This window comes from Thermococcus sp. (genome assembly GCF_026991495.1).
Classification (GTDB): Archaea; Methanobacteriota_B; Thermococci; order Thermococcales; family Thermococcaceae; genus Thermococcus.
Genome location: NZ_JALXBJ010000052.1, coordinates 17,382 through 39,130 on the forward strand (window position 1 = coordinate 17,382; position 21,749 = coordinate 39,130).

General features: G+C 54.8%; 20 protein-coding genes and 1 tRNA gene. 9 read left to right on the forward strand and 12 right to left on the reverse strand.

The window, feature by feature from the left end; genetic code table 11:
* Window positions 1-13 precede the first annotated feature (13 nt).
* Complete coding sequence (locus tag MVB78_RS06570) at window positions 14-718, forward strand: RAD55 family ATPase (RefSeq protein ID WP_297489605.1); 705 nt, start codon at window positions 14-16, stop codon at window positions 716-718.
* Between the two features lie 32 nt (window positions 719-750).
* On the opposite strand, the gene MVB78_RS06575 is transcribed toward MVB78_RS06570, so the two are convergent.
* Together MVB78_RS06575 and MVB78_RS06580 are read right to left on the reverse strand one after the other, a co-directional pair.
* Complete coding sequence (locus tag MVB78_RS06575) at window positions 751-1,674, reverse strand: dipeptidase (RefSeq protein WP_297489550.1); 924 nt, start codon at window positions 1,672-1,674, stop codon at window positions 751-753.
* Window positions 1,671-2,759, reverse strand: a complete 1,089-nt coding sequence (locus MVB78_RS06580; RefSeq protein WP_297489551.1) for a tetratricopeptide repeat protein — start codon at window positions 2,757-2,759, stop codon at window positions 1,671-1,673. The genes MVB78_RS06575 and MVB78_RS06580 overlap by 4 nt, the downstream gene beginning before the upstream one ends.
* A gap of 63 nt (window positions 2,760-2,822) precedes the next feature.
* Here MVB78_RS06580 and MVB78_RS06585 point away from each other — a divergent pair, with 63 nt between their 5' ends.
* The 3 genes from MVB78_RS06585 to MVB78_RS06595 are packed head-to-tail and all read left to right on the forward strand — an operon-like array spanning window position 2,823 to window position 4,573.
* Window positions 2,823-3,383, forward strand: a complete 561-nt coding sequence (locus MVB78_RS06585) for a DUF531 domain-containing protein (RefSeq protein ID WP_297489553.1) — start codon at window positions 2,823-2,825, stop codon at window positions 3,381-3,383.
* Complete coding sequence (locus MVB78_RS06590) at window positions 3,347-3,814, forward strand: signal peptidase I (RefSeq protein WP_297489555.1); 468 nt, start codon at window positions 3,347-3,349, stop codon at window positions 3,812-3,814. Before MVB78_RS06585 ends, MVB78_RS06590 begins: the two co-directional genes overlap by 37 nt.
* Before the next feature lie 9 nt (window positions 3,815-3,823).
* Entirely contained in the window at window positions 3,824-4,573 is a 750-nt protein-coding gene (locus tag MVB78_RS06595; RefSeq protein ID WP_297489557.1) for a biotin/lipoate A/B protein ligase family protein, read from the forward strand.
* Window positions 4,574-4,655: 82 nt separating this feature from the next.
* Here MVB78_RS06595 and MVB78_RS06600 read toward each other — a convergent pair.
* The 6 genes from MVB78_RS06600 to MVB78_RS06625 form a co-directional block, all read right to left on the reverse strand.
* Window positions 4,656-4,731: transfer RNA gene (locus tag MVB78_RS06600), tRNA-Gln, on the reverse strand.
* A 55-nt stretch (window positions 4,732-4,786) separates the two neighbouring features.
* Entirely contained in the window at window positions 4,787-5,470 is a 684-nt protein-coding gene (locus MVB78_RS06605) for a hypothetical protein (protein ID WP_297489607.1), read from the reverse strand.
* Window positions 5,471-5,522: 52 nt separating this feature from the next.
* Window positions 5,523-9,365 carry a DNA-directed DNA polymerase II large subunit gene (locus MVB78_RS06610; protein WP_297489560.1) on the reverse strand — a complete coding sequence of 1,281 codons (3,843 nt, stop codon included), beginning with the start codon at window positions 9,363-9,365 and terminating at the stop codon, window positions 5,523-5,525.
* A gap of 166 nt (window positions 9,366-9,531) precedes the next feature.
* Entirely contained in the window at window positions 9,532-10,704 is a 1,173-nt protein-coding gene (locus tag MVB78_RS06615; RefSeq protein ID WP_297489562.1) for a hypothetical protein, read from the reverse strand.
* 3 nt (window positions 10,705-10,707) lie between these two features.
* A complete protein-coding gene (locus tag MVB78_RS06620; RefSeq protein ID WP_297489565.1) occupies window positions 10,708-12,600 on the reverse strand; it encodes a DNA-directed DNA polymerase II small subunit in 1,893 nt (630 codons plus the stop codon).
* Entirely contained in the window at window positions 12,600-13,844 is a 1,245-nt protein-coding gene (locus tag MVB78_RS06625; RefSeq protein WP_297489609.1) for an ORC1-type DNA replication protein, read from the reverse strand. Before MVB78_RS06625 ends, MVB78_RS06620 begins: the two co-directional genes overlap by 1 nt.
* 1,046 nt (window positions 13,845-14,890) lie before the next feature.
* Between MVB78_RS06625 and radA the strand changes: the two genes are divergently transcribed.
* Both radA and nucS read left to right on the forward strand, forming a co-directional pair.
* Window positions 14,891-15,925 carry a DNA repair and recombination protein RadA gene (gene radA / locus MVB78_RS06630; RefSeq protein WP_297489567.1) on the forward strand — a complete coding sequence of 345 codons (1,035 nt, stop codon included), beginning with the start codon at window positions 14,891-14,893 and terminating at the stop codon, window positions 15,923-15,925.
* A 33-nt stretch (window positions 15,926-15,958) separates the two neighbouring features.
* Window positions 15,959-16,714: an endonuclease NucS gene (gene nucS / locus MVB78_RS06635; protein ID WP_297489569.1), complete on the forward strand. Its 756-nt coding sequence runs from the start codon at window positions 15,959-15,961 to the stop codon at window positions 16,712-16,714.
* Here nucS and MVB78_RS06640 read toward each other — a convergent pair whose 3' ends face one another.
* Both MVB78_RS06640 and MVB78_RS06645 read right to left on the reverse strand, forming a co-directional pair.
* Window positions 16,715-17,095, reverse strand: coding sequence for a DUF473 family protein (locus MVB78_RS06640; protein ID WP_297489571.1), 381 nt, complete (start codon window positions 17,093-17,095; stop codon window positions 16,715-16,717).
* 9 nt (window positions 17,096-17,104) lie between these two features.
* Complete coding sequence (locus MVB78_RS06645) at window positions 17,105-17,833, reverse strand: proteasome assembly chaperone family protein (protein ID WP_297489573.1); 729 nt, start codon at window positions 17,831-17,833, stop codon at window positions 17,105-17,107.
* 115 nt (window positions 17,834-17,948) lie between these two features.
* On the opposite strand from MVB78_RS06645, the gene MVB78_RS06650 reads away from it, so the two are divergent.
* Window positions 17,949-18,722, forward strand: a complete 774-nt coding sequence (locus tag MVB78_RS06650) for an S-methyl-5'-thioadenosine phosphorylase (RefSeq protein WP_297489611.1) — start codon at window positions 17,949-17,951, stop codon at window positions 18,720-18,722.
* 61 nt (window positions 18,723-18,783) lie between these two features.
* A complete protein-coding gene (locus MVB78_RS06655) occupies window positions 18,784-20,058 on the forward strand; it encodes an amidohydrolase family protein (protein ID WP_297489613.1) in 1,275 nt (424 codons plus the stop codon).
* Between the two features lie 9 nt (window positions 20,059-20,067).
* On the opposite strand, the gene MVB78_RS06660 is transcribed toward MVB78_RS06655, so the two are convergent.
* Window positions 20,068-20,355 (reverse strand): hypothetical protein, encoded by a 288-nt coding sequence (locus tag MVB78_RS06660; protein ID WP_297489575.1) that lies wholly within the window; start codon window positions 20,353-20,355, stop codon window positions 20,068-20,070.
* A gap of 55 nt (window positions 20,356-20,410) precedes the next feature.
* The gene (locus MVB78_RS06665; RefSeq protein ID WP_297489615.1) at window positions 20,411-21,298 is read right to left on the reverse strand and encodes an ADP-dependent ribose-1-phosphate kinase; all 888 of its coding nucleotides are present in this window, start codon (window positions 21,296-21,298) and stop codon (window positions 20,411-20,413) included.
* 139 nt (window positions 21,299-21,437) lie between these two features.
* On the opposite strand from MVB78_RS06665, the gene MVB78_RS06670 reads away from it, so the two are divergent.
* Window positions 21,438-21,749, forward strand: a complete 312-nt coding sequence (locus MVB78_RS06670; RefSeq protein ID WP_297489577.1) for a V-type ATP synthase subunit H — start codon at window positions 21,438-21,440, stop codon at window positions 21,747-21,749.

A 21,749-nucleotide genomic window follows, 5' to 3' on the forward strand; every position in this document is an offset into this window, starting at 1 on the left:
CGCGGTGGTGGGAATGAAAGCCGGCGACCTTGAGAGGGTGTCCACAGGGGTGCCGGGGCTCGATGAGATAATAGAAGGCGGCCTCATCCCCGGCAAGACCTACCTGATAGTTGGACCGCCGGGGAGCGGCAAGACCACCTTTGGCTTTCACTTCCTCCTTCAGGGGGCGAGGAGAGGGGAGACCGTCGCCTACGCCTCCCTCGTAGTGGATCCGAACGAGGTCGTCAAGGACATGCTCCGTTTTGACCCATCAGTTCAGGTCTACGTGGGCTCCAAAAAGCTCCGCCTCTTCGACCTCGGCCCAATCCTGTGGAGGGAATCCAGCCACGTTCCCACCTGGAAGAGTGTTCTTTTCAGGCTGAGGGAGATAGCGGAAGAAGGGCTGTCGAGACTTGTTATAGATCCGCTAACAGCGATAGAGTTCCCCATGGGCAATCCAGCGGAGAAGAGGGCCGAGCTTGCCCGCTTCATAAGGGGACTTGAGGACCTCGGGGTCACGTCCTACCTCATAGCCGAGCTCACCGACATGAGCAGGTACACCGAGGAGCACTACCTCGTGAGCGGCGTCATAATGCTCCACTACTTCCTGAGAAACGGTAGAATGGTTCGCGGGGTGCAGATCCTGAAGATGAGGCGCACCAAACACGACACCGCCGTTTTTCCCCTTGAATTCACCCACCGAGGGCTCCTTGTAAAGGGGGAAAGCCTTCCGATCTGAAGGGTTCTCAGGGGTCTTCTGAGGTGGAGAACCTACCCAATGACCCGTTCAAAGACCCGCCTGAAGTTTTCAAATGCCACGGCCCTAATCTCCCTTTCGCTGAGCCTTTCGCCGAGCTTTTCGAGCAAGACCGGTATCCTGGACTCGTTCTCGAACCCCTCGATGGACTTTCCGTTCCAGCCGGGGAGGTAGTAGATGAAGTCGAAGCCGAAGCCAACGTGCCTGTAGCCAGCGGTGTCTATCATGTGCTCTATGTGCTCGACGTACCTGTCGAGGGTCGGCCTTTCCCTGTCCACGAAGCTCGGTATCGCGACCGCCCCTATAACGCCGCCCCTCTCGGCTATCGCCTTTATCTGCTCATCCGTCAGGTTCCTTGGATGGTCGCAGAGGGCCCTTGCGTTTGAATGTGAGGCTATAACCGGAAACGCAGTTACCTCAAGGGTGTCCCAGAAGCCGGCCTCGTTTATGTGGCTCAGGTCGAGCAGTATCCCAAGCTCCTCGGCCTTCCCGACAACCTCGACCCCGAAGTTGGTCAGCCCCCCGTTGGTCCTCTCAAAGACGCCGTCCCCGATCATGTTCCTCAGGCTCCACGTCAGAGTTAAGACCCTCAGGCCGAGAGAGTAAAAGACCTCCAAGACATCCAAGCTTTCCAGGGGCTCACCTCCTTCCATACCTATCCAGAGGGCCTTTCCACCGTTTCTCAGAACCTCGTCCATCCCCCCAACACTCGTGACTATCTCAAAGCCCTCAGTCCTGCTGACCTCCTTCCTCAAGCGGTTAACGACCTCTATGCCGTACCCTAACGCCCTCGATCTCTTATCCGGCGGCGTCCAGACCGCCATCACCCTGGCCGAGACCCAGTCTCCGAAGAACTTGCCGGCCCCCTCCCTTAGGGAACCCTTCCTCTTCCATATCAGCGTCGGAAGATCGGAGTGGGCGTCGAAAACCCCCATCATGCTTCCCACCTCTCCCTCTCCTCGATCCTCCCTATCTCCTGCAGGAGCCTTGCCCTGAGCATTGAATCCCCGACTTTCCCGGCCACCTCCCTCGCGTAGATGAAGTCCCTGCCCTCCGCCAGCTTGAGGGCGACCGCGGCGAGCGCTTCGTCCCTTTTCTCCGGATCCTTGATTTCAAGCGCGAAGCTTAAGGCCCTCTCCGGGGAGCCCATCTCCGTCAGTATGGCCGCGGCCTTTTGGACGTTGGCCTGGGACAGGCCGATGCCCTCGAGCAGTTTGAAGGCCTCATCCATCACGTCGAAGTACTCCGGTGCGCCAACCTTCTTGAGCCAGTGGGCGAGTTCGAGCATGGCGATGAACCTATCCTGGGGGTCTTTGAGCCTCTTCTGGAGGCTCTTGAGGGCATACATGTACCTTCCCTCCAGCAGTGCCTTCCTCACCTCTGGGGAGCCGAAGTCAGAGACCGTCCTTGCCACATCCATCTTCTTCTCGACCTCCGCCGCCTTCTGGCTCACGTAGAGCTTGTCGAAAATGTCGTAGGCCATCTCGTAGAACCTCAGCGCGTCCCCCGCGCTCAGCGCGTCCCCTGCGGCCTCTATGAAGTTGGCGACCTCTATTATCAGGTCGAGCTTCCGCCGGTAGTCCATGTTGGCGGAGACCGCGAGGTTGAAGGCCTCCTCAAAGGCCGCGAGGCCGTCCTCGATAAAGCCGGCTGTGGTGAGGTGATAGGCCATTAGGGCCAGGGCGAGCGTCTTCTCCCTTACGTCCTTTATCTTAGCTATGCTGTCTGCGGCCTCATCGAAGAGCTCTGAGGCCTCTTCAACGTTGCCTATCCTACTATGGAGGTGGCCAAGCCTTGAAAGAACATATGCCCTTTCATAGGGCTCCTTTATTTTCTTCAGGCTCTTGTCGATTAGCCCCATTATCCTCTGCATGAGGTCGTCCCTGTTCCCCGCGGCACGGAGGGCGACCTCTATGAGCGCGTCTACCCTGTCTGAGGGTTCTTCTATCTGGGCCGCGAGGTCTATGGCGTCTTCAAAGAGCCCCCTCGCGGCGAGAACCCTGACATCATCAACCGCCGCCATCTCCTTCGCCGGTCTCCATATACACCGAAGTCCTTATAAGGTTCCCGGGGAGGAGGTTTTAGAATGCTTACCCTGGCCCTCTACAACACATACGACCCCAAAAGGTTGCACGAGGCCCACCTGAGGGCCATAGCGCGGGCCGGCCCGGTGGCCTATGCATTCGGCTTCCACTTAGCCCTCGTTGGCTTTCCTGTCGAGGGGAAGCCAGAGGAGGTTGCATTAGAGGTCGGGGAGCGTACGACGATAGGGGAGGGCGGCAGGTACCTGAGGGAGCTGGCAGAGGCCGGCCGCCTCCACATCCTCCCGTTCCCGTCCCGGGGCTTTCCTCCCCAGTTCGGCACGGTTGTAGCGACGACGAGAAAGCCCGCCGATGAAAAGGCCATAACCCCGGCCGAGCTTGCAAAAAGGGCCCTTGCTGGGGAGAGCTTCATCCTCCTCGTTGGCCTGGGCCGGCACGGTCTCCCGAAGGAAACGTTTAAGGCTGCCGCCCACCATATGGACATCACAGGAAGGGGAGTGAGCCTCGAAACCTGCACTGCGATCGGTGCCATAGGGGCGAGGATACGCACGCTGATGGAGGTGCTGAAATGGGTGGGTGGAAGAAGGAAGTTGCGTGGCTTCTGATATCCCTACTCATCGTCTTCGGCTTTGAGTACGGGCTCAAGTGGGCGATGAACACCAGCTCCCCCCTCGTCATAGTCATAAGCGGCTCCATGGAGCCGGTCTTTTACAGGGGGGACGTGGTGCTGCTCAAGGGGGTTAGCCCCGATGAGATACACGTTGGGGACGTCATAGTCTACAACGCCCCCATGTACCCATACCCGATAATCCACAGGGTCCACGCCGTCGAGACCGTTGACCTCGGGGGAAAGATGGAGAAATGCTTCGTGACGTGGGGCGACAACAACCCAGTCCCAGACTGGAGCGAGTACCGCCTCTACCCAACCCCATACGGAGGTGTCCCATGCGTGCCGGCTTACGCCGTTGACGCCAAGGCGGTTATGGTCTTCCCGAAGGTCGGACTGATACCCCTCTGGATCAGGGAACGCATGTGAGGTGGCGGCATGAGGTTCGTCCCCCTAATAGTTGCAAGGCCGGAGGTTCAGATGGCAATAGACGAGGCGGTAATGCGGGCGAGGATCGAGGGGAAAGTCCCTGACACTGTCCGCTTATACGCCTTCTCACCAAGCTCCGTAACTATAGGCCGCTTCCAGAGCGTTTTTCACGACGTGAACTTGGAGGAGGCGAAAAAACTTCGCATCCCTGTGGTGAGGAGGATTACGGGGGGCGGGAGCGTCTTCCACGACGAGTTCGGAGAGATAACCTACTCCGTAGTCATCGGCGAGGACTTCCATCCAGCCCTGAGGAAGGTTGAGACGAGCTACCGCTACTTAGCCGGCCCAATCGTAGATGCTTTAAAGGAACTCGGACTCGACGCTGCCTTTTCGGGCCTGAACGACATCACAGCAAACGGAAAGAAGATCAGCGGCTCGGCCCAGACGAGGAGGAAGGGCGTGATTTTACAGCACGGAACCTTCATGTGCTCCACGCGCGTTGAGGTTCTTGGAAAGGTTCTGAAAGCCTCGAAGGAGAAGCTGAGGGACAAGGGCGTCTCCTCAATATGGGAGCGCGTCACAACGCTGGAGCGCGAGGGGATAAAGCTCAGCCGCTGGGAGGCCTACGGACTTCTCAAAGACAGCTTCTTCAACGCGTTCCCGATGGAGGAAGGGGAACTGACGGACTACGAGCTTGAGCTGGCCGAAAAACTGGTTGAGGAGAAGTACGGAAACCCCGAGTGGAACGAGATGCGTTAGAAAAGACCAAAATCAAGACTCTTAGGGCGGATTCCCGACTGGTGTTAAGGCCTTCCCTTTTTTTCGCCCGCAAAAGCGCCTATGGTAGCCCCGCCGGGATTCGAACCCGGGTCGCGGGATCCAAAGTCCCGCATGCTTGGCCGCTACACCACGGGGCTGCCCTGTAGAAAGAGCTGGAGAGGGGCTTATAAAGTTTAAGAAAACATAGCGCCATTAAAAGGAGAACTCCTCCACGGTGAAGGTCTCCATAACCCTCTCAAAGTCGTGCTCCGGAACGTAGGTAAAGCCGCAGTTGTGGCACTTCAAAACACCGTTCTCTTCGCTAAGAGGTGAGAAGCAGACGGGACAGCGGTAGTCCTCGCGCTTCAGCCTATCGTAGATTTCATCGCGCATAACCAAGAGGTTGAGCTCACTCTCCCAGTCCTCGTGGAGCATGCCCCAGTAGGGGGTCTCCACTGGGTAGAAGTCCTCAAGAACCAGCGCGTTTACCCCAATGCTCCGTATTCCCGGCGGAAGTTTTCCAGTTGGCTCGATTGAAACCACGTACTGGTCGTAGAACTCTATTCCCTCGACCCTAATCGTCAGACCCTTGGAAAGCCGCGACCGGAGCGGCAGGAGCTGGAGGAAGAGGCTCTCCCTTTCAACATCCCAGCTCGCGCTTATCGAGAGCCCGCCCTTGGTGAAGAACTGGGTTATGAAGTGCCCACCCCTTTCTTCCCCGGCGAGGGAGAAGCCCAACTTACCCATGGCCCTGGAGAGAAAGCCCGGCCTGGGAAGCCTCCTGTAGTTTATCAGGTACTCCCCAATCCAGCCGGCGAGCGGCATTGAATAGCCCACGAAGACCTGCCTCTGAACCCTGAGGTAGGCAACGCTGGGAAGGAGCTTGAAGCCCTGCATCTTCACCGGAATAAGAACGGCGCTATCATATATATGGTTAACGGGGAGATACTCAGGAGCCAAAGAAGTCGTCAAGCCTTATACCCTTCTTTTTCTTCTTGTTTGACTTCTTGGGGGTTTTTGCTCCAGATTCCCCAGCCTTGGGTTCCTTGGATTTCTTCTTTTCTTTACCAGTTCCCTTGGACTTTCCGTTAAACTCATCGAGGTAGCCGTTCCTGCCGTTTGAGTGGCCGGTCCTCTCCTTCACCATCTTTTCGCAGACGTCAGCGGAGAAGCCCATCAGCGTCCTCTGTCTCTCGGGGAAAACGTTCTCGAAGAGCGTCTTTATGTCCTTCTCGGTCAGGCATATCCTCTGTCTCGTATAATCGAGAACGTTGTACTTTGTAACGAGCATCTTCGCAGTCGGGAGGTACTTCTCAACGGCGCCCTTGCTCACCGTCAGGACAATCTTTCCGCCGCACTTCGGGCACTTGCCGGTTAAAGGTGGCCTCCTGTACTTTGTATTGCACTTTACACAGCGGAACTCCTGCCTCGTGAAGCTCCTGAGGTTGCCCCTCAAATCGGGAATCAGGTGTGAGTTGAGTATCGTTTCGGCGACGTGGTGCTCGTCAACGGCCCTTATGCGCTCGGCTAAAGCGAGCTGTCTCTCAACCTTATCAACCATATCGCCGAGCTGTTTGTAGAGGCTCATCTTTGGTCCCAAACCGATGTCATCTGTGTCGTGGGTGAACTTTATGCCCTCGTACATCTCGGGTTTGCCGAGTCTGTCCTCTACGCGCTCGATGACCTTTACCTCCTTCGGCGATTTCAGCTCGTAGGTCGCTTCGTAGAATTCAATCGGGTAGTAGCGGACGACGTCCATGTTGTGAACCTCGCTGTCCACCTCCCTCGGGTCCAAACGGGTCGTGACGACCAAAGGCGCATCCATCTTTCCGCCGCGCTTCTCGGGCAGATAGTAACGGGAGAAGTTCAGAAGTGCGTCCATAAGTAACATTACACTATCCTCATCGCCATCACAGTTGCGTCTTTTTGCCGCATGGTAATACGGATGGGCATAACCCACTAAAACGTCGGAGAAGCCTATAATCCTGCCGATGATTCCCGCTGAAGTGTGGGGTGCCAAGCCTATTACCAGGTGCCCAACTAAGTCCTCCATCTTCTCGGCGTTGTAGAACCTCGGAAGACCGTAGAACTTCTCAAGGAGGTCATCTATGAAGCGGGCCACCTTGAGGAGGTATTTCCCAGCTTCGTAGGGAAGGATTACGTCCTGAACTTTCAGCTCTACTATCTGGTCGTCCCGCTCAAGGGGCTTCCCCTCGAAGTCGTGGGTGTAGCCGAGCTCGCGGAGCTTTTCCACGCTCGTCCCTATCTCCCTTGGCTTGAAGTGGGTTAGCGGGGCATCTGTGGCGTCGAAGCGTATTGTACCATCTTTGAAGACGTAGACGTCGTTTTTAGCCCTGAGAAGGCCTTTCTCCAGCGGTTCTGCCATCTTGTAGCCGGAGGTCATCCCCTTTACGCCCTTGAGCCTGTCTACCCCGTAGACCTTGACGTTCTCCATAGCTTGGCGGAGCAGTTCCGAGGGCTTTATCGTTCTCCTCGTGTAGGGTTTGAGTTCAACACCACAGCGCGGACAGCGGAAGTCAAACTCCTTTGCCTCGCTCTCGGTGTAGTCGGCGTTGCACTTGGGGCAGTGCCAGAGGAGCTCCTTCCTCGTCCCGCAGACTGGGCAGAGGTGCTCAGGGCCAACATGTCCGCATTCCGGACACTTGAAAAAGGCTATCTCGACGCTCGCTATCTTGCCTTCCTCAGCTGCCTTCTTTATGTCCCTGCTCGGCCCCCCAGCGAGGCCAATCGGGAAGAGAACCTGTACGGGAGGCTTCATCTTCCGCTCCTTGGCCTTCTCCGGCCTGCCCATCCTCGCCCCTATCCAGCTTATCCCCCTATCGCGAAGCTTTATTCTGTTGTTCTCGTTGATGATATCTATGACCTTGAAGAATGGCTTCGCCTTGAAATCCCACTCAAGGTTGCCGAGGGGGGTTAAGAGGGAAGCCGACCACGGGTAGTCGATTACGATGACCTTCCTCCGATCCTCAGTGCGCTCAAGCCTGTGCGGGAGACCGAGCAGTTCGAGGTAGCGCTTGATTTTGGGATCGTTGTCGAGTATTACCTTCCTCGCGAACTTTATCTTCCTGAACTCGCCCCACTCTATCTGGGTGTTCACCAAAGCCCTCTGAAGCTCCTCCACCTCGCCAGGCTCCAGGGTGTTCCAGTAGAGGGTATAGTAGGGATGAAATGGAACATCGAGAACCTTAGAGAGGTGGATGGCCTCTTCAACGCTTGGCCTGACGCGCAGTGGATCGCGGAGGAGGTTCCAAAGAAAATCGGGATCGATCTCGATGTACTCAGCGGCTTCCTCGACGGCCTCACGCGGGTTCTCCTCAAAGGGCCTGAGCTCAACCTCGTATGTCTCGGCCACGGCCCCAACAAGCTCCTGAATCCACCATTCTTCCACGTAGTTGGCTGGCAGAAGAGTCTGGTTGTTCTCGACGAAGTCGCCGAAATTCACTAAGGCGTCGCCTACGTACAGTATCTCGGCTATCCCGTTACGGACCTTTAGGGCCGTCTCGTAGTCGTCAACCCTCACAACCGAGCCGTTCTTGAGCTTGACCACTGGCCCCTCGACCGTCGTCACAGGGGTAACTATGCAGCCCTTGCCAGGCCTTTCCGTCTTCATCTGCGTCCCAATCGCTATGAACTCGTCAAGGATGAGCATGGTCGCTGGGTTGACGCTCCATGTGGCGAAACCGCTGACGCGGGAACGGCCGTAGCGAAGTCTAAAGCCGCCGTTGGTTGAGGGCTCGGCAAAGAGGGGCCTCCCCCCTATTATCTCCTTGGTGTACTTCTTGTTGGGAGCAATGTTGGCCTTAAAGCGCTCGTAGAGCTCGTAATAAAAGCCCGTCTCGACCTTCTCCTTAACTTCATCCCTGCCAGCTTCCTCGGCTTTGGAGCCGTTAGAGGGCTTTTCCTCGGCCTTGCCCTTTTCCTTGGCCTCCACGAACTCCTTTATCCAGTCCCAACCTTCAACGCCCATCTTGTCAATGTACTTGACGAGCTTCTTCGCCTTCTGGAGGACGCCCTCGGCCAAAACGAGGATTGCACCACCACGGAGGTGGTTGGTCTCAACGCCCGGGATGTCCCTGTGGGAAACCTCGACCTTATCGGTTTCTTCCCCGGTTATCTCTATCGGGATGTTCCTCACTGCGAGTCTCACTTCATCAACCTCTGGATGGTACTGCAACCTCGTTACCGCGCGGTGATAGAGGTCAACCTCCTCGACCATCCTCTCTATGTGCTCATCACTCGGCTTGAAGCGGTCAAGGTCGAGCTTTTTGCGAACGTAGTCCCCGACGAGAACGCTCAAAGCCTGGGCCGTTCCACCGGAGCTCCTTATCGGCCCGGCGTAGTAGAGAGCGAGATACTCGCTGTTGTCAGCCCAGGTGTTTCGCTTGATTTTAACGTCAGCTATTCCCTCCAAAGGGGCGGAAACGATTCCCTCGGTGAGGATCGCCAAAGCGGTCCTGACGGCCTGTTCTGCATAGCGCTCCTTGCTACCGAGGTCGCCGAACTTGCCGTCTATGATCTCATCGACTATCTTGAGGGCGGCAAGCTCTTTCCCGTACTCCTTGACGAGGCTTCTAATGCGGGGGGCAACGCCCTTGGGCCCCACGAGGCTCTCAACGCGGCCGGCCATGTCAGTCGCTTGAGGAACCTCTACCTCCAAGCTCGGGTCTTTTCCCTCGGAGCGGGCTTTTCTCGCTATCTCGTATGCCCTGTCTATCTCGCGCTGAAGGGATTCGAAGTAGGCCTTCATCTCGGGTGAGTAGAGCTCAGACATAAGAAGCAACCCCCTCAAGATTAATCTCAGACATAAGAAGCAACCCCCTCAAGATTAATGATAAAGAAAAGAATACTAACTAACAATCTCATCAGGGGCATGCCTCCTTTCGGAGACATGCCCTCATTACAAGGTTGGCCAAACAATCTATAAAAAGGTTTCGGGATCATTTAATACCCTCCATTAAGCGATGTGAAAGATCTTGTAACGAGAGATAGTCAAAGTCAAATCCTAAGTCATACACCAAATGATGAACAATTTTATTACTTACTGGGCCAGTGGAAACAAGAAAAACATCTCTGTTTCCATCACCACTAATTAAGGCCCTATCACCGACACCATCAAACGAAACCATCTTCAGAGATGCATCCATTAGGTAGGCATAATGAAGCAGATATTGATAGTAGGGAGACTTTCTAAGGATAACAGATTCTTTTTTAATACTGTTTTCAGCAACTACAAGTATAATCGGACGGCTATAATATTCATAAGCTGGTATGTCCTTGTAAGACAGATTTCCAGTTTTAATTGGGTATGGGATTAATTCAATTAAATCCTTAGTACCAGCATGATAAACTCTTAAATTTGGCGTATTCAGCGAAGATTTAATTTTTACTATATCAAAAAAGACATTATTTCGAAGCATATGCAGTTCAATATACCTCAAAACAAGATCTGCAGCAGAGATAAAGGGATTCACCGAATCCCCCGAGGGGTAAACGCGAATATTATTATTGGATCTAATAAGTTGTAACCAAGCATTGGTATATGGTGCACCCGGAGAAAACGCATCAATAAAGCAAGTTGAGCCTTTGATATTCGCACTAGATATTACCTTCCAAGTTGGGATGTAGGAATAATAAGATGCCAACTTATTTAAAAATTCAAACACATTCAAAAGACTGCCCTTAAAAGGTATCCACCTACATTTAGAGATTTCCATGGGCTTTTGACATTTCCCCGAAGGAGTTTTAAAAGAGCTGTACACGAAGTTCACGATAATATCGTCATGGGAAATGACCTCCCCCATAAACATCCCTAAAATAGAATACAATTGATTCTCCCCAAAATAATGGGATAAATCTGATGACTTAAAAATTATTCGTGGGTTAGTAACAAAGTGATGGGGTGAGCTTGAGGAGGATTTTAGTTTTTCAAAAAAAGTAAGATATCTATCAAGAAAATTATGCGGGCGAGAGAAAGAAAGTGAAACCCCAATAACTGCCCTAAAGGACTTTCCGGAGGAAAATTGCCTAATAAATTCCTTAGAATCACTGGAAATGGCTTTTATACCCTTAATTCTAAATCCATCTGTCATCATCTTGGTGCTAAATTTCATTTCTCAAACCCCCTCGCAGAACTGATCGAAGTTGACAACCGCCCTCAGGCGGGCCGTTTCGACGTCTATTATCGGGACTTTCGCAGGCGTAGGGACGATGTTAACCATCTTCTGGAACTCCGTCTGCGCCTGCCAAGTTCCGGTGTTTATGATGAAGACACCGTTGTAGGTCAGGAACTCAAGGACGTGGACGTGGCCGGCCTGGAAGAGATCGGGAACGGACTCTATGACAAGGAAGTCCTCGGGATCCGGGGCCAGCGGGACTTTTTCCCCAAACGTGGGGGCGAGGTGCCTCAGCTTGAGAAGCTCCATCATGGCTTCTGCAGGGTGGTGGTGATCCCTGCCCGGCACTTCCGTGACAACGTCCTCTATACCCCGGCCGTGGGCTATGAGAAAGTCCCTCCCGTGAAGCCGTATCACCGCGGGGTTGCTGATTATAACCGCGTTTTTGAGCTTGAAGAGCGGTCTGGCGTACTCCTCGTAAAAGCCCGGCTGGGGCAGGGCGGCTCTCGCCGCATCGTGATTTCCTGGGCCGATGAACATCGTTATATGCCCCGGCACGTTTCTCAGGAGGTTTGCTAAAGCTTCATACTGGTCGAATATATCCGGAATCGCAAGCTCGTTGTACTGGCCCGGGTAGATCCCGATCCCGTCCACGACGTCCCCGGCGAGGATGAGGTACTTTATCCTGCTGACGAGCTCGGCGTGGGCTTCGTTCTCAACGTTGCCGTTCAGCCATTCAAGGAACTTCTCAAAGGCCTTTTCACAGAACTTGTTGCTTCCAACGTGGATATCGCTCAGGAGCACCGCGTAAACCTTCTCCTCAAGGGGGGGCTTCTTCCTTCTGAACTTCGGAACGTCGGGAAGGTATATCCTGTCCGCGAATATGATCCCCCTGCCGGAGTACTGCCCCTGAACGCCTATAACAGAGTCGTGCATTATGCCTTTGACAAGTCCCGCGTCCTCCTTGTCGCGGCTTATGAATGCCTTAACGATGCCGGTGGCGTCCTCGATCTCCAAGATGTAGCCTTTGGCGCTCTCCCTCTTATCGTTCACCAGGCCTATAACGGTAACCTGCTCCCCGGCCGAGATGTAGCCGAGCTTTCCGATGTCGATCACGCCGCCGACCTCCGGGTTCTCCCGGAGTATCCTGCGCATCTTCCTCACGCGGGATAGAAAGAGGGAGCGGTAGCTCTCAACGAGCAACTCCCCCTCCTTTCCGGAGGCGTTCTTGGCCTTAGGCGGACTTACCTTTAAGTGAGTGAGATCCAAGGCGATGGCGTAGTCATCGGGGATCTGGGCAGCCCGGTAAGAGAACCCCTCCTTGGGGGAGATCCTAACGTCATCGTAGACATCGTAGCTCTTCTCAGCGGAGGGCAGCTCCTCCTCAACGTATGTTATGGGGATGCCGTAGTCACCGTAGACCACCGGGACTTCAACCTCGTCCCCGTTTTCCAGTGGAACATCCCCTCCTGAAAGGCCGTTTTCATCGGCTTCATTTTCATAGGAAGCCTCTTCCACGGGAGTTTGATGGGCCTCGTCTCCAGTGGAAATAGAACTCTCCCCCTCAACAGGGAGGGTTGTATCTCCCATTTCAACGCCGTTTAGAGCAGCTGACAGAGGGGCATTTCCAGTGGAAATGGACCCCTCGACCGCGCCTTTGCCTTCACTCACCGGAGGTTTCTCCTCGCCACCTTCGGGGCGTTCAACGGGGAGCAGCCCTTTACCCCTCAAGAACTCCTCGGCGATCTCAAGGTCTATAACGAACTTTCCCTTTGCCTTAACGAACTTTATCAGTTCGGAGAGGGTGAAATCCCGTCCATAGTGTGGCTGGAGGAGGTGGTAGGCGGGGGCGGTTATCAGGTAGTTGTTCTTCAGGAGGTCTTCAACGAGCATCAGATCAGCCTCCTCTGGCGGGAGAGGTTAACGGTGAGGAGGGGCCGGAGCTGGTCGTCTTGGCCGAAGATCTTCTTAACCTTGTGGGGGATAACGTTAAGCCTTATCTCCTTGGTGCGCCCGTAGCGTCCCTTGCTGACGACCTTCGCGTTTATGATGCCGAGCATGTCGAGCTCGTTTATGAGGTCGCTCACGCGCCTCTGAGTAAGGGAATCAAGGTCTATGTACTCGCAGAGGGTTGTATAGACCGAGTAAACGTCCCCCGTGTTAGCTGGGAGCTCTCCGTTTTCATCGAGCAGGACTATCGAGTAGAGGAGAACCTTAGAATGCAGGGGAAGGGTTTTTATGACCTCCTCCATTGTATCCTGCTCGATCTTCTCCTGGGCAAGCCAGACGTGCCTCTCGGTGACTTTGCCCGCGCCCTCGCGCTCGGCTATCTCCCCGGCGACGCGAAGGAGGTCGAGGGCACGGCGCGCATCCCCGTGCTCCCTCGCCGCCAAGGCGGCGCAGAGTGGGACGACGGCGTCATCGAGGACACCCTCGTTGAAGGCATTTTCAGCACGCTGCAGGAGGATATCCTTGAGCTGCGTGGCATCGTACGGGGGGAAGACCACCTCCTCCTCGCTCAAACTCGACAGAACCCTCGCATCGAGGTACTCCTTGAACTTAAGGTCGTTCGAGATCCCGATGATGCTTACCTTGGCACGCTTCAACTCGGTGTTTATCCTCGTTAGAGAGTAGAGGATGTCATCCCCGCTCTTTTTTATCAGCTTGTCTATCTCGTCGAGGACGATTATGACGAAGCGCTCCTTAGCATCTATAACGTCCTTGAGCTTGGCGTAGACCTCATCGGTTGGCCATCCAACGAGGGGGACCTCCACCCCGCTCTCGTTCTTAAAGTGGTTCACTATGTTTGCCAGAACCCGGTACTGGGTGTCCACTATCTCGCAGTTGATGTAGATCACCTCAACGGGGACGTTATATTTGTCGGATATCCTCTTCAGCTCTTCGGTGACGAACTTTATCGTGACGGTCTTCCCGGTACCGGTTTTCCCGTAGACGAAGACGTTGGAAGGCGTTTCACCGCGCAGAACCGGAACCAGAATGTGGGCAAGCTCCTCTATCTGTTCCTTTCTGTGAGGAAGCTCCTTGGGCGTATAGCTATGCCTAAGAACCTCCTTGTTCTTGAAGATCTTCTTCGCATGCAGATAGCGCTCGAATATCGAGTTTATGTAATCTGCCATCGCCCACACCGTTCCACTGGAAATACAGCCCACCATCTAACATTTAGCAATATATTTGTAAATTTTTCATCCCTATTCGCCAATTATTTGTAATTTCTCAAACATTTTTTATAGTTATTGGGGGATTTTCTTACGCGTCATACCCCGTTCCAGGGGAAGCACGGGGTACAGTGGAAGCAAACCCCAGTAGCAAACAACCCCTTATATCTTTTGTTGGGCATCGGCGTGTGTAATCCAAGCGACCACCCACCCACCATGAACAAGCCGGGGTAAGGCCCTCCACCGGAAGCCGGAGAGTTTTCAGTGGAAACGGTCAAATTAAATGCACATTAAAGTACATCAGATTTTACATAAGAAAAGTCGAGGTCGAAGGGGGAAGGGGTTTCCACTGAAAGAAAAATGAACATTGTTGCACAGCCACATACGAGCATTAACGCCCCAATACGGTCATTCTGATAAAACAAAATTGTTTTCAAAATTAGCAAATGAAAACAGATATATACCCCCAGGGGGTTTTGTTTCCACTGGAACGGGGTTTTGGAAAGATACCCAGTCTAATATCGTGAAACTGATGAAATACTCCCGTTTTTTAGTCGCCCTATCCTTAATATATATTTCTATGAACAATGATCATTTTACCCCGGATACAATGCGAATTTTTAAGAGAATCCCCTAAATTCACCTCTGAATTCTGAACGCCTAAGTCCGTTACATTCATAAAATCTACTCCTAAATCCTCTTTATTTTTGTAATGGCTCTGAAAGATTCCATTTTCCAAAACCCCGTTCCAGTGGAAATGAAACTCTGGGGGGGTTCTTAGATATCTATCATAACGTTTTCATAGTGGTGCAAATATAGTGGAACTTTGGGCTTCTCCCGTTGTGGGGGGTCGGGTATAAGGTTTATCCCGACGCTATTGGCTTAAAAAAGCTTTAATTCTTGGTTTTTTTGAAATTGGGGCCATGAAAATCGGCTCTAAAGATAATGGAAAAGTATTTAACCCTATTTTACTTTCCGATTTTAGGGCAGAAGAGTGGTGAATGGTCATGGCCCGAAAGAAGAAGGATGCTGTTAAGGAGCTTGAGGAGTTTGAGGAGCTTGAGGTGGGAGAGAGCGCCCCCAAAAAGAAGGTGGCCACCCTTGAGGATCTCCCTGGTGTGGGGCCGGCGACCGCCGAAAAACTCAGGGACGCAGGCTACGACAGCCTTGAGGCCATAGCGGTTGCCTCCCCACTTGAACTAAAGGAGATCGCGGGCATAAGCGAGGGTGCGGCGCTCAAGATAATCCAGGCTGCGAGGGAGGCCGCCAACATAGGGACTTTCATGCGTGCGGACGAGTACATGGAGCGGAGGAGGAGCATAGGAAAGGTTTCCACTGGAAGCAAGGCCCTTGACAAACTGCTCGGTGGGGGCATAGAAACCCAGGCGATAACGGAAGTCTTCGGAGAGTTCGGGAGCGGAAAGACTCAGCTCGCCCACACCTTAGCGGTTACGGCCCAGCTCCCACCGGAGGAGGGAGGCCTCGGGGGTTCCGTTATCTGGATAGACACCGAGAACACCTTCAGGCCCGAGAGGATAAGGCAGATCGCCGAGGAGCGGGGCCTCGATCCCGATGAGGTTCTCAAGAACATCTACGTGGCGAGGGCCTTCAACAGCAACCACCAGATGCTCCTCGTCGAGAAGGCAGAGGACATAATAAAGGAGCACGCTTCCACGGACAGGCCGGTAAAGCTCCTGATAGTGGACTCCCTCATGGCCCACTTCAGGAGCGAGTACGTTGGCAGGGGCACCTTGGCAGAGAGACAGCAGAAGCTCGCCAAGCACCTCTCCGACCTGCACCGCTTGGCGGACCTCTACGATATAGCGGTCTTCGTCACGAACCAGGTGCAGTCCAAGCCCGACGCTTTCTTCGGGGACCCGACAAGGCCCGTTGGAGGCAACATACTCGCCCACAGCGCCACCCTGAGGGTGTACCTCCGGAAGGGGAAGGCGGGTAAAAGGGTCGCCAGGCTTATAGACAGCCCACACCTTCCCGAGGGCGAGGCCGTCTTCAGGATAACCTCGAAGGGCGTCGAGGACTAAACTTTTTAACCTCTTTCCCCTTTTCCCTCTGCGATGCCCCCGGAGAAGATCGACTTCGTCACCAATCCCAGCCCGGATGAGCTCCTTAAACTTGTGGACCGGGCGCTTCTAAGCGATTCGATGCTGGTTGTCTTTGCCCGCTGTAAGGTTCACTACGAGGGGCGGGCCAAGAGCGAGCTTGGGCTGGGAGACAGGGTTATACTCGTGAAGCCCGACGGCTCGTTCCTGATCCATCAGAGCAGAAAGAGGGAGCCCGTGAACTGGCAGCCCCCTGGGAGCATGGTCAGGCTTGAGCTCAGGGAGGTCCCGGTGCTCGTCTCGGTCCGCAGGAAGCCTAGGGAAACCCTCATCGTGGAGCTTCACCGGGTTTACCACGCCGTGCTTTACAGGGCGGAGGACTACGAGGAGCTGTCCCTTACTGGGAGCGAGGCGGAGATGGCAGAGCTAATCTTTCGGGATCCATCGGTTATAGAGCCCGGGTTTAAGCCATTATACCGTGAGAAGCCCGTAAAGCACGGGATAGTGGACATCCTCGGAGTTGACTCCTCGGGCAGGCTCGTTGTTCTTGAACTCAAGAGGAGGAGGGCCGAGCTTCACGCGGTGAGCCAGCTCAAGCGGTACGTGGAGGCCCTCAGGGAGGAGCACGGCGACGTGAGGGGGATACTCGTTGCACCCTCACTAACTTCAGGTGCTAAACGGCTCCTTGAGGAGGAGGGGCTTGAGTTCAGACGGCTTGAGCCCCCTAAGAAAGGTGAGAAGAGGAGGGGACGGCAGGCAACCCTCCTTTAATCAACCCATGTTTGCCTCGTGGAGGCGGAACTCCCTAACTTCCGCCCTGATGATCTCGCCCCTCTCAATCCCACTTATCCTCCCGAAGCCGAGGAGCCTTACCTTCACCCTGCACACTGTGACCTCCCTCTCATCGCTCTCACGCCAGGGGATCCTTGTCTCGATCTCCTTTACTTCCACAGGCTCCGCGAGGAGTCCCTCCGTTCCGACCCTGACGTCCTCGAAGGGATCGTAGGTGAGGAAGAGCTTGAGGGCTTCGCTGAGGGCCTTTTCAACCCCGATGACGTTCTTGGCACTCCTGAGCTCTATCGTGCGGTACGGGTTCTTCAGGAGCTCATCGAGAACCCTCCTCGCGACTCCGGCGATAACAACGGCCTCCATACTATCACCTCACAGGTAGAGGGTCTCGTACTGCTGCTGGGCCTTTTTGCGGGCCTTCTCCATCTGCTCGTGCATTCTCCTGAGCTGCTCCTCTATCATCTCGGCCTCCTTCAGCAGGGGCTCCGTCGAGACTTCTATGCCTATCAGGCGTTTTAGGACTTCAATAACGTTGGCCGCTGCCCTCGGGTCTGGCCTGTCCCCGAAGGTCTCCCCCAAAAGCGCGTAGGCCTCTAAGCCCTCTTTCTTGGCTTCCCACAGCAGTTTTCCACTCATGCCCATTATTGAGCCGTACTGGAGGAGCTTCGCCCCCGCTTCCTGGAGCTTTCTGTTGAACTCATCCCTCGTTCCGACCCCCCACACGTCCATCTTTTCCTTGAAAAAGCCGATGCCTATGCCGCCCATCGACACTATCTTTCTCACGCCCATCCCCTTAAGGTACCCTACCAGCTCCTTGGCTATCTCGTTGACGAGCGTGGGGGGAACGTAGATGTCCGCGACAGCCACTATGAGGTTGTCCTTTCCATAGAACCTCAGGGGCGGGTTCGGCTCCCCTTCGAGAACGGTGCTCATCGGGGGCAGAAAAGGACTCTCAACGTAGCCTATCAGCGTCATGTTGAGCTCCTTCGCCAGGAAGTTTCCTGCTATATGGCCCACAAGGCCTATTCCCGGATAGCCCTCTATGAGTACCGGGTTCTTTATCTCGGGGAGGACGATCCTCGCCGGTTTTTCAACCGTCATTGCATCACCCTTAGGATTTTTATTTCCAAAACGTTATTAAACTTTCGGAGTCTGGTTTCCACCGGAAAGGCAACCCTTAAATAACTCGGCCCCTATTTTTATCAGGGTGATGACCATGCCGAGGATAGGGATAATAGGCGGCTCCGGTGTCTACGGTGTCTTCGAGCCGAAGGAGGCGGTGAAGGTTCACACGCCCTACGGGAGACCTTCTTCCCTGGTGGAAATAGGCGAAATAGGGGGCGTTGAGGTTGCATTCATTCCAAGGCACGGGAAGAACCACGAGTTTCCTCCCCACGAGGTTCCCTACCGTGCGAACATCTGGGCACTCAAAGAGCTCGGCGTCGAGAGGGTTATAGGCGTCACGGCGGTTGGCTCGCTGCGCGAGGAGTACAAGCCGGGCGACATCGTCATAACCGACCAGTTCATCGACTTCACGAAGAAGAGGGAATACACCTTCTACAACGGGCCTAAGGTGGCCCACGTGAGCATGGCCGATCCCTTCTGTCCCGAGATGAGGAAGATCTTCTATGAGACCGCCAAGGAGCTCGGCTTCCCGGTTCATGAGAAGGGCACCTACGTCTGCATTGAAGGCCCGCGCTTCTCAACGAGGGCCGAGAGCTTCATGTTCAGACAGTTCGCCCACATCATCGGCATGACGCTCGTCCCGGAGATAAACCTCGCGCGCGAGCTTGGTATGTGTTACGCTAACATAGCCACCGTTACCGACTACGACGTCTGGGCCGAGAAGCCCGTCGATGCGCAGGAAGTCCTCAAGGTCATGGCAGAGAACAACTACAAGGTTCAGGAGCTGCTCAAGAAGGCCATCCCGAGGATTCCCGAGGAGAGGAAGTGTGGCTGCGCCGACGTGCTGAAGAGCATGTTCGTTTGAGCCGATTCTCCCCAACCTTTTTAACTTCCTGAGAAAACACACCCCTTTAAGGGTGGTTGGGATGAGCATTCTCATCAAAAACGGTCACGTTATCTACGGGGATGGGCTTGAGGTCGTGAGGGCGGACGTTCTCATAGAGGGGAACAGGATAGTCAAGGTGGCTAAAGGCATAACCGAGGGCGCCGACACCGTTATAGACGCGACCGGAAGGGTGGTTTCGCCCGGCTTTGTAAACCTTCACACTCATTCGCCTATGGGCCTTTTCAGGGGTTTGGCGGATGATCTGCCCCTAATGGAGTGGCTTGAGAAGCACATCTGGCCGAGGGAGGCCAAGCTAACCCGGAAGGACATAAAGGCAGGTGCCTACTTGGGAGCGCTTGAGATGATAAAGGGCGGCACCACCACCTTCCTCGACATGTACTTCCACATGGACGCCGTTGCCGAAGCCGTCCTCGACGCTGGCCTCAGGGGCTACCTCGGCTACGGTATGATAGACCTCGGCGACCCAGAGAAGACGGAGAAGGAGGTGCGGGAAGCGCTCCGGGAGATGGGGGCGATTGAAAGGCTCGGCTCTGACAGGGTTCAATTCGTCTTTGCCCCCCACGCCCCTTACACCTGCTCCCTGGCCCTTCTCGAGCGGGTGAGGGAGCTTGCGAGCGAGCACGGGAAGCTCATCACCATCCACGTGAGCGAGACGATGAGCGAGGTCGGCAGGATAGTCGAGCGCTACGGAAAGAGCCCCGTTGAGCTCCTGGACGGGATAGACTTCTGGGGTAGAGACGTTATAATAGCCCACGGCGTCTGGCTCGACAGCAGGGACGTTCAGATACTCGCGAGGCACGGCGTTAGCGTTGCCCACAACCCCGGTTCCAACATGAAGCTCGCCAGCGGGGTCATGCCCCTCGGGAAGCTCCTCAACGCCGGGATAAACGTTGGACTCGGCACCGACGGGGCCGCGAGCAACAACAACCTCGACATGCTCGAGGAGATGAAGTTAGCGGCCCTGCTCCACAAGGTCAACAACCTCGACCCCACTATAGCAGACGCCGAGACGGTTTTCAGAATGGCCACGGTAAACGGCGCTAAGGCGCTGCGCCTCAGAGCTGGAGTGATAAAGGAGGGTTACTTAGCGGATCTTGCTATAATAGACTTCAACAGCCCCCACCTGCGGCCTGTGAACAACGTGGTGAGCCACCTCGTCTACTCCGCAAACGGAAACGACGTTGAGAGCACGATAGTGGCCGGTGAAATCCTTATGCTCGATCGGGAGGTTCTGACGCTCGACGAGGAAAAGGTGCTCTCGAGGGCGGAGAAAACTGCAGAATCCCTCTCATGACCTGCTGGCTCAGCCCCCGAAGTACTCCTGAACGAGTTCCTTTGCGGGGGGTTTGTAGAGCTCTATGACCTCTATCTTTTCGATGACGTTCCCCTCTCGAACCTTGAGCCTCACCTTCCCCCCGTAAACCTGAAGGTCATCGAGCATGCCGTAAATGGCATCTTCAGCCTCCAAAGGGGTTTTAAACTTCATTATGTACTCCTCCCCCTCGGAGAGGATGAGTTTGATCCAGTACTCGTTTTTCCTCTTGAAAGGCCTCGTGATCTTCGGCTTGAAGTTGTCAACGATGATCTCCACAGATGCCACCCCCGCTTCGATACCGAACCCTCTATCCGCTTTCCTCCTTAAATTTTTAAGGGTTTTTGCCGAAGGGCAGTTCCATACCCAGCCTCTCGGCCTCCTTCACTATCCCCTCAATCGGGAGGATTGCGCTCCTCGCCCCGACCTTCTGAACCGTCAGGTAAGCGAGCAGCATCCCGAGCTTTGCCGCGTCAACCGGCGACCAGCCCTTCAGGATGCCGTATATGAAGCCCGCGTCGAAGGAATCGCCCGCCCCCGTGGAGTCTATGACCTCGGCGCTCAGGCCCCTGACCTCAAAGGTGTCACCATTCTCATCTCTCAGAACCGCCCCACCCCCGTTCAGGGTCACAACGACGTTTTTGGCCGCCGAAAGGCTCAGGTCGAGGCTTCCAAACTTCCGCCTGTACTCGTCCTCGTTCATCATCAGGTAGTCAACCTTTCCCTCAACATCCCTTGGTATAGGCATCTCCCCTATGTCAACCGATACGGTAATGTCCTTCTCAGCCGCGAACTTCACAACCATTTCTATTATCTCCGCTGGGTTTGAGGAGAGGTGAACGTGCCTGGTTCTGGAGAGGTACCCGAAGTCGAGCTCCTTCCTCAAGTTCGCACCCGGGTACTTCACTATCCTCTTGTCCTCGCCCCTGACCATTATGACCGCCAGGCCCGAGGGCTCCTCTACAACCCTGATTCCTGAAACATCGGTGCCTATGTCCCTGAAATACCTGATGTGGGCTTTTCCGATGTCATCATTTCCAACGGCCCCGATAAAGCCTGTCCTCAGCCCCATGTGGGCCAGCCAGCTTATCGTGTTGCCGGCAGCGCCTCCGAGCCCGAAGGAAGCTCCCTTAGCGTTCACCTTCTCATGGAACTCTGGAAAGTGATCAACGGTCAGTATAATGTCGTAGTTAAGGTTTCCTATCCCCACCACGTCGAACATGCCCATCGCCCCAGTTCATTACCCGCGGCTTTTTATAACCCTATCCTTTCCGGCCCCGAGCACCAGACCATAAATTATTTAAGGGGGATTAGGTTAGCCAAAGCGGAAGCCGCTGTTTTAATATCATGGGGGGCCTGTAATGGAGGAGGTCATCAAGCGCATTGTTGACGCCGAGAGGGCGGCAGAGGAGCGCATTGAAAACGCGAAGAAAGAGGCCAAGAGGATAGTAGAGGAGGCCAGGGCTAAAGCCAAGGAAATCGAGGAGGACATAGTTTCAAAGGCGGAGAAGGAAGCAGGGGAGCTCGTTGAGAAGGCCAAGGCCGAGGGCGAGGAGGAAGCTGAGAAGATCCGCGAGGAGGGGGACCGCGAGATTGAGGAGATGAAGCTCCGCGCGACCCAGAACTTTGAGGATGCCGTCTCCGTTGCCGTAAAGCTCGTGAGAGGGAGCTGA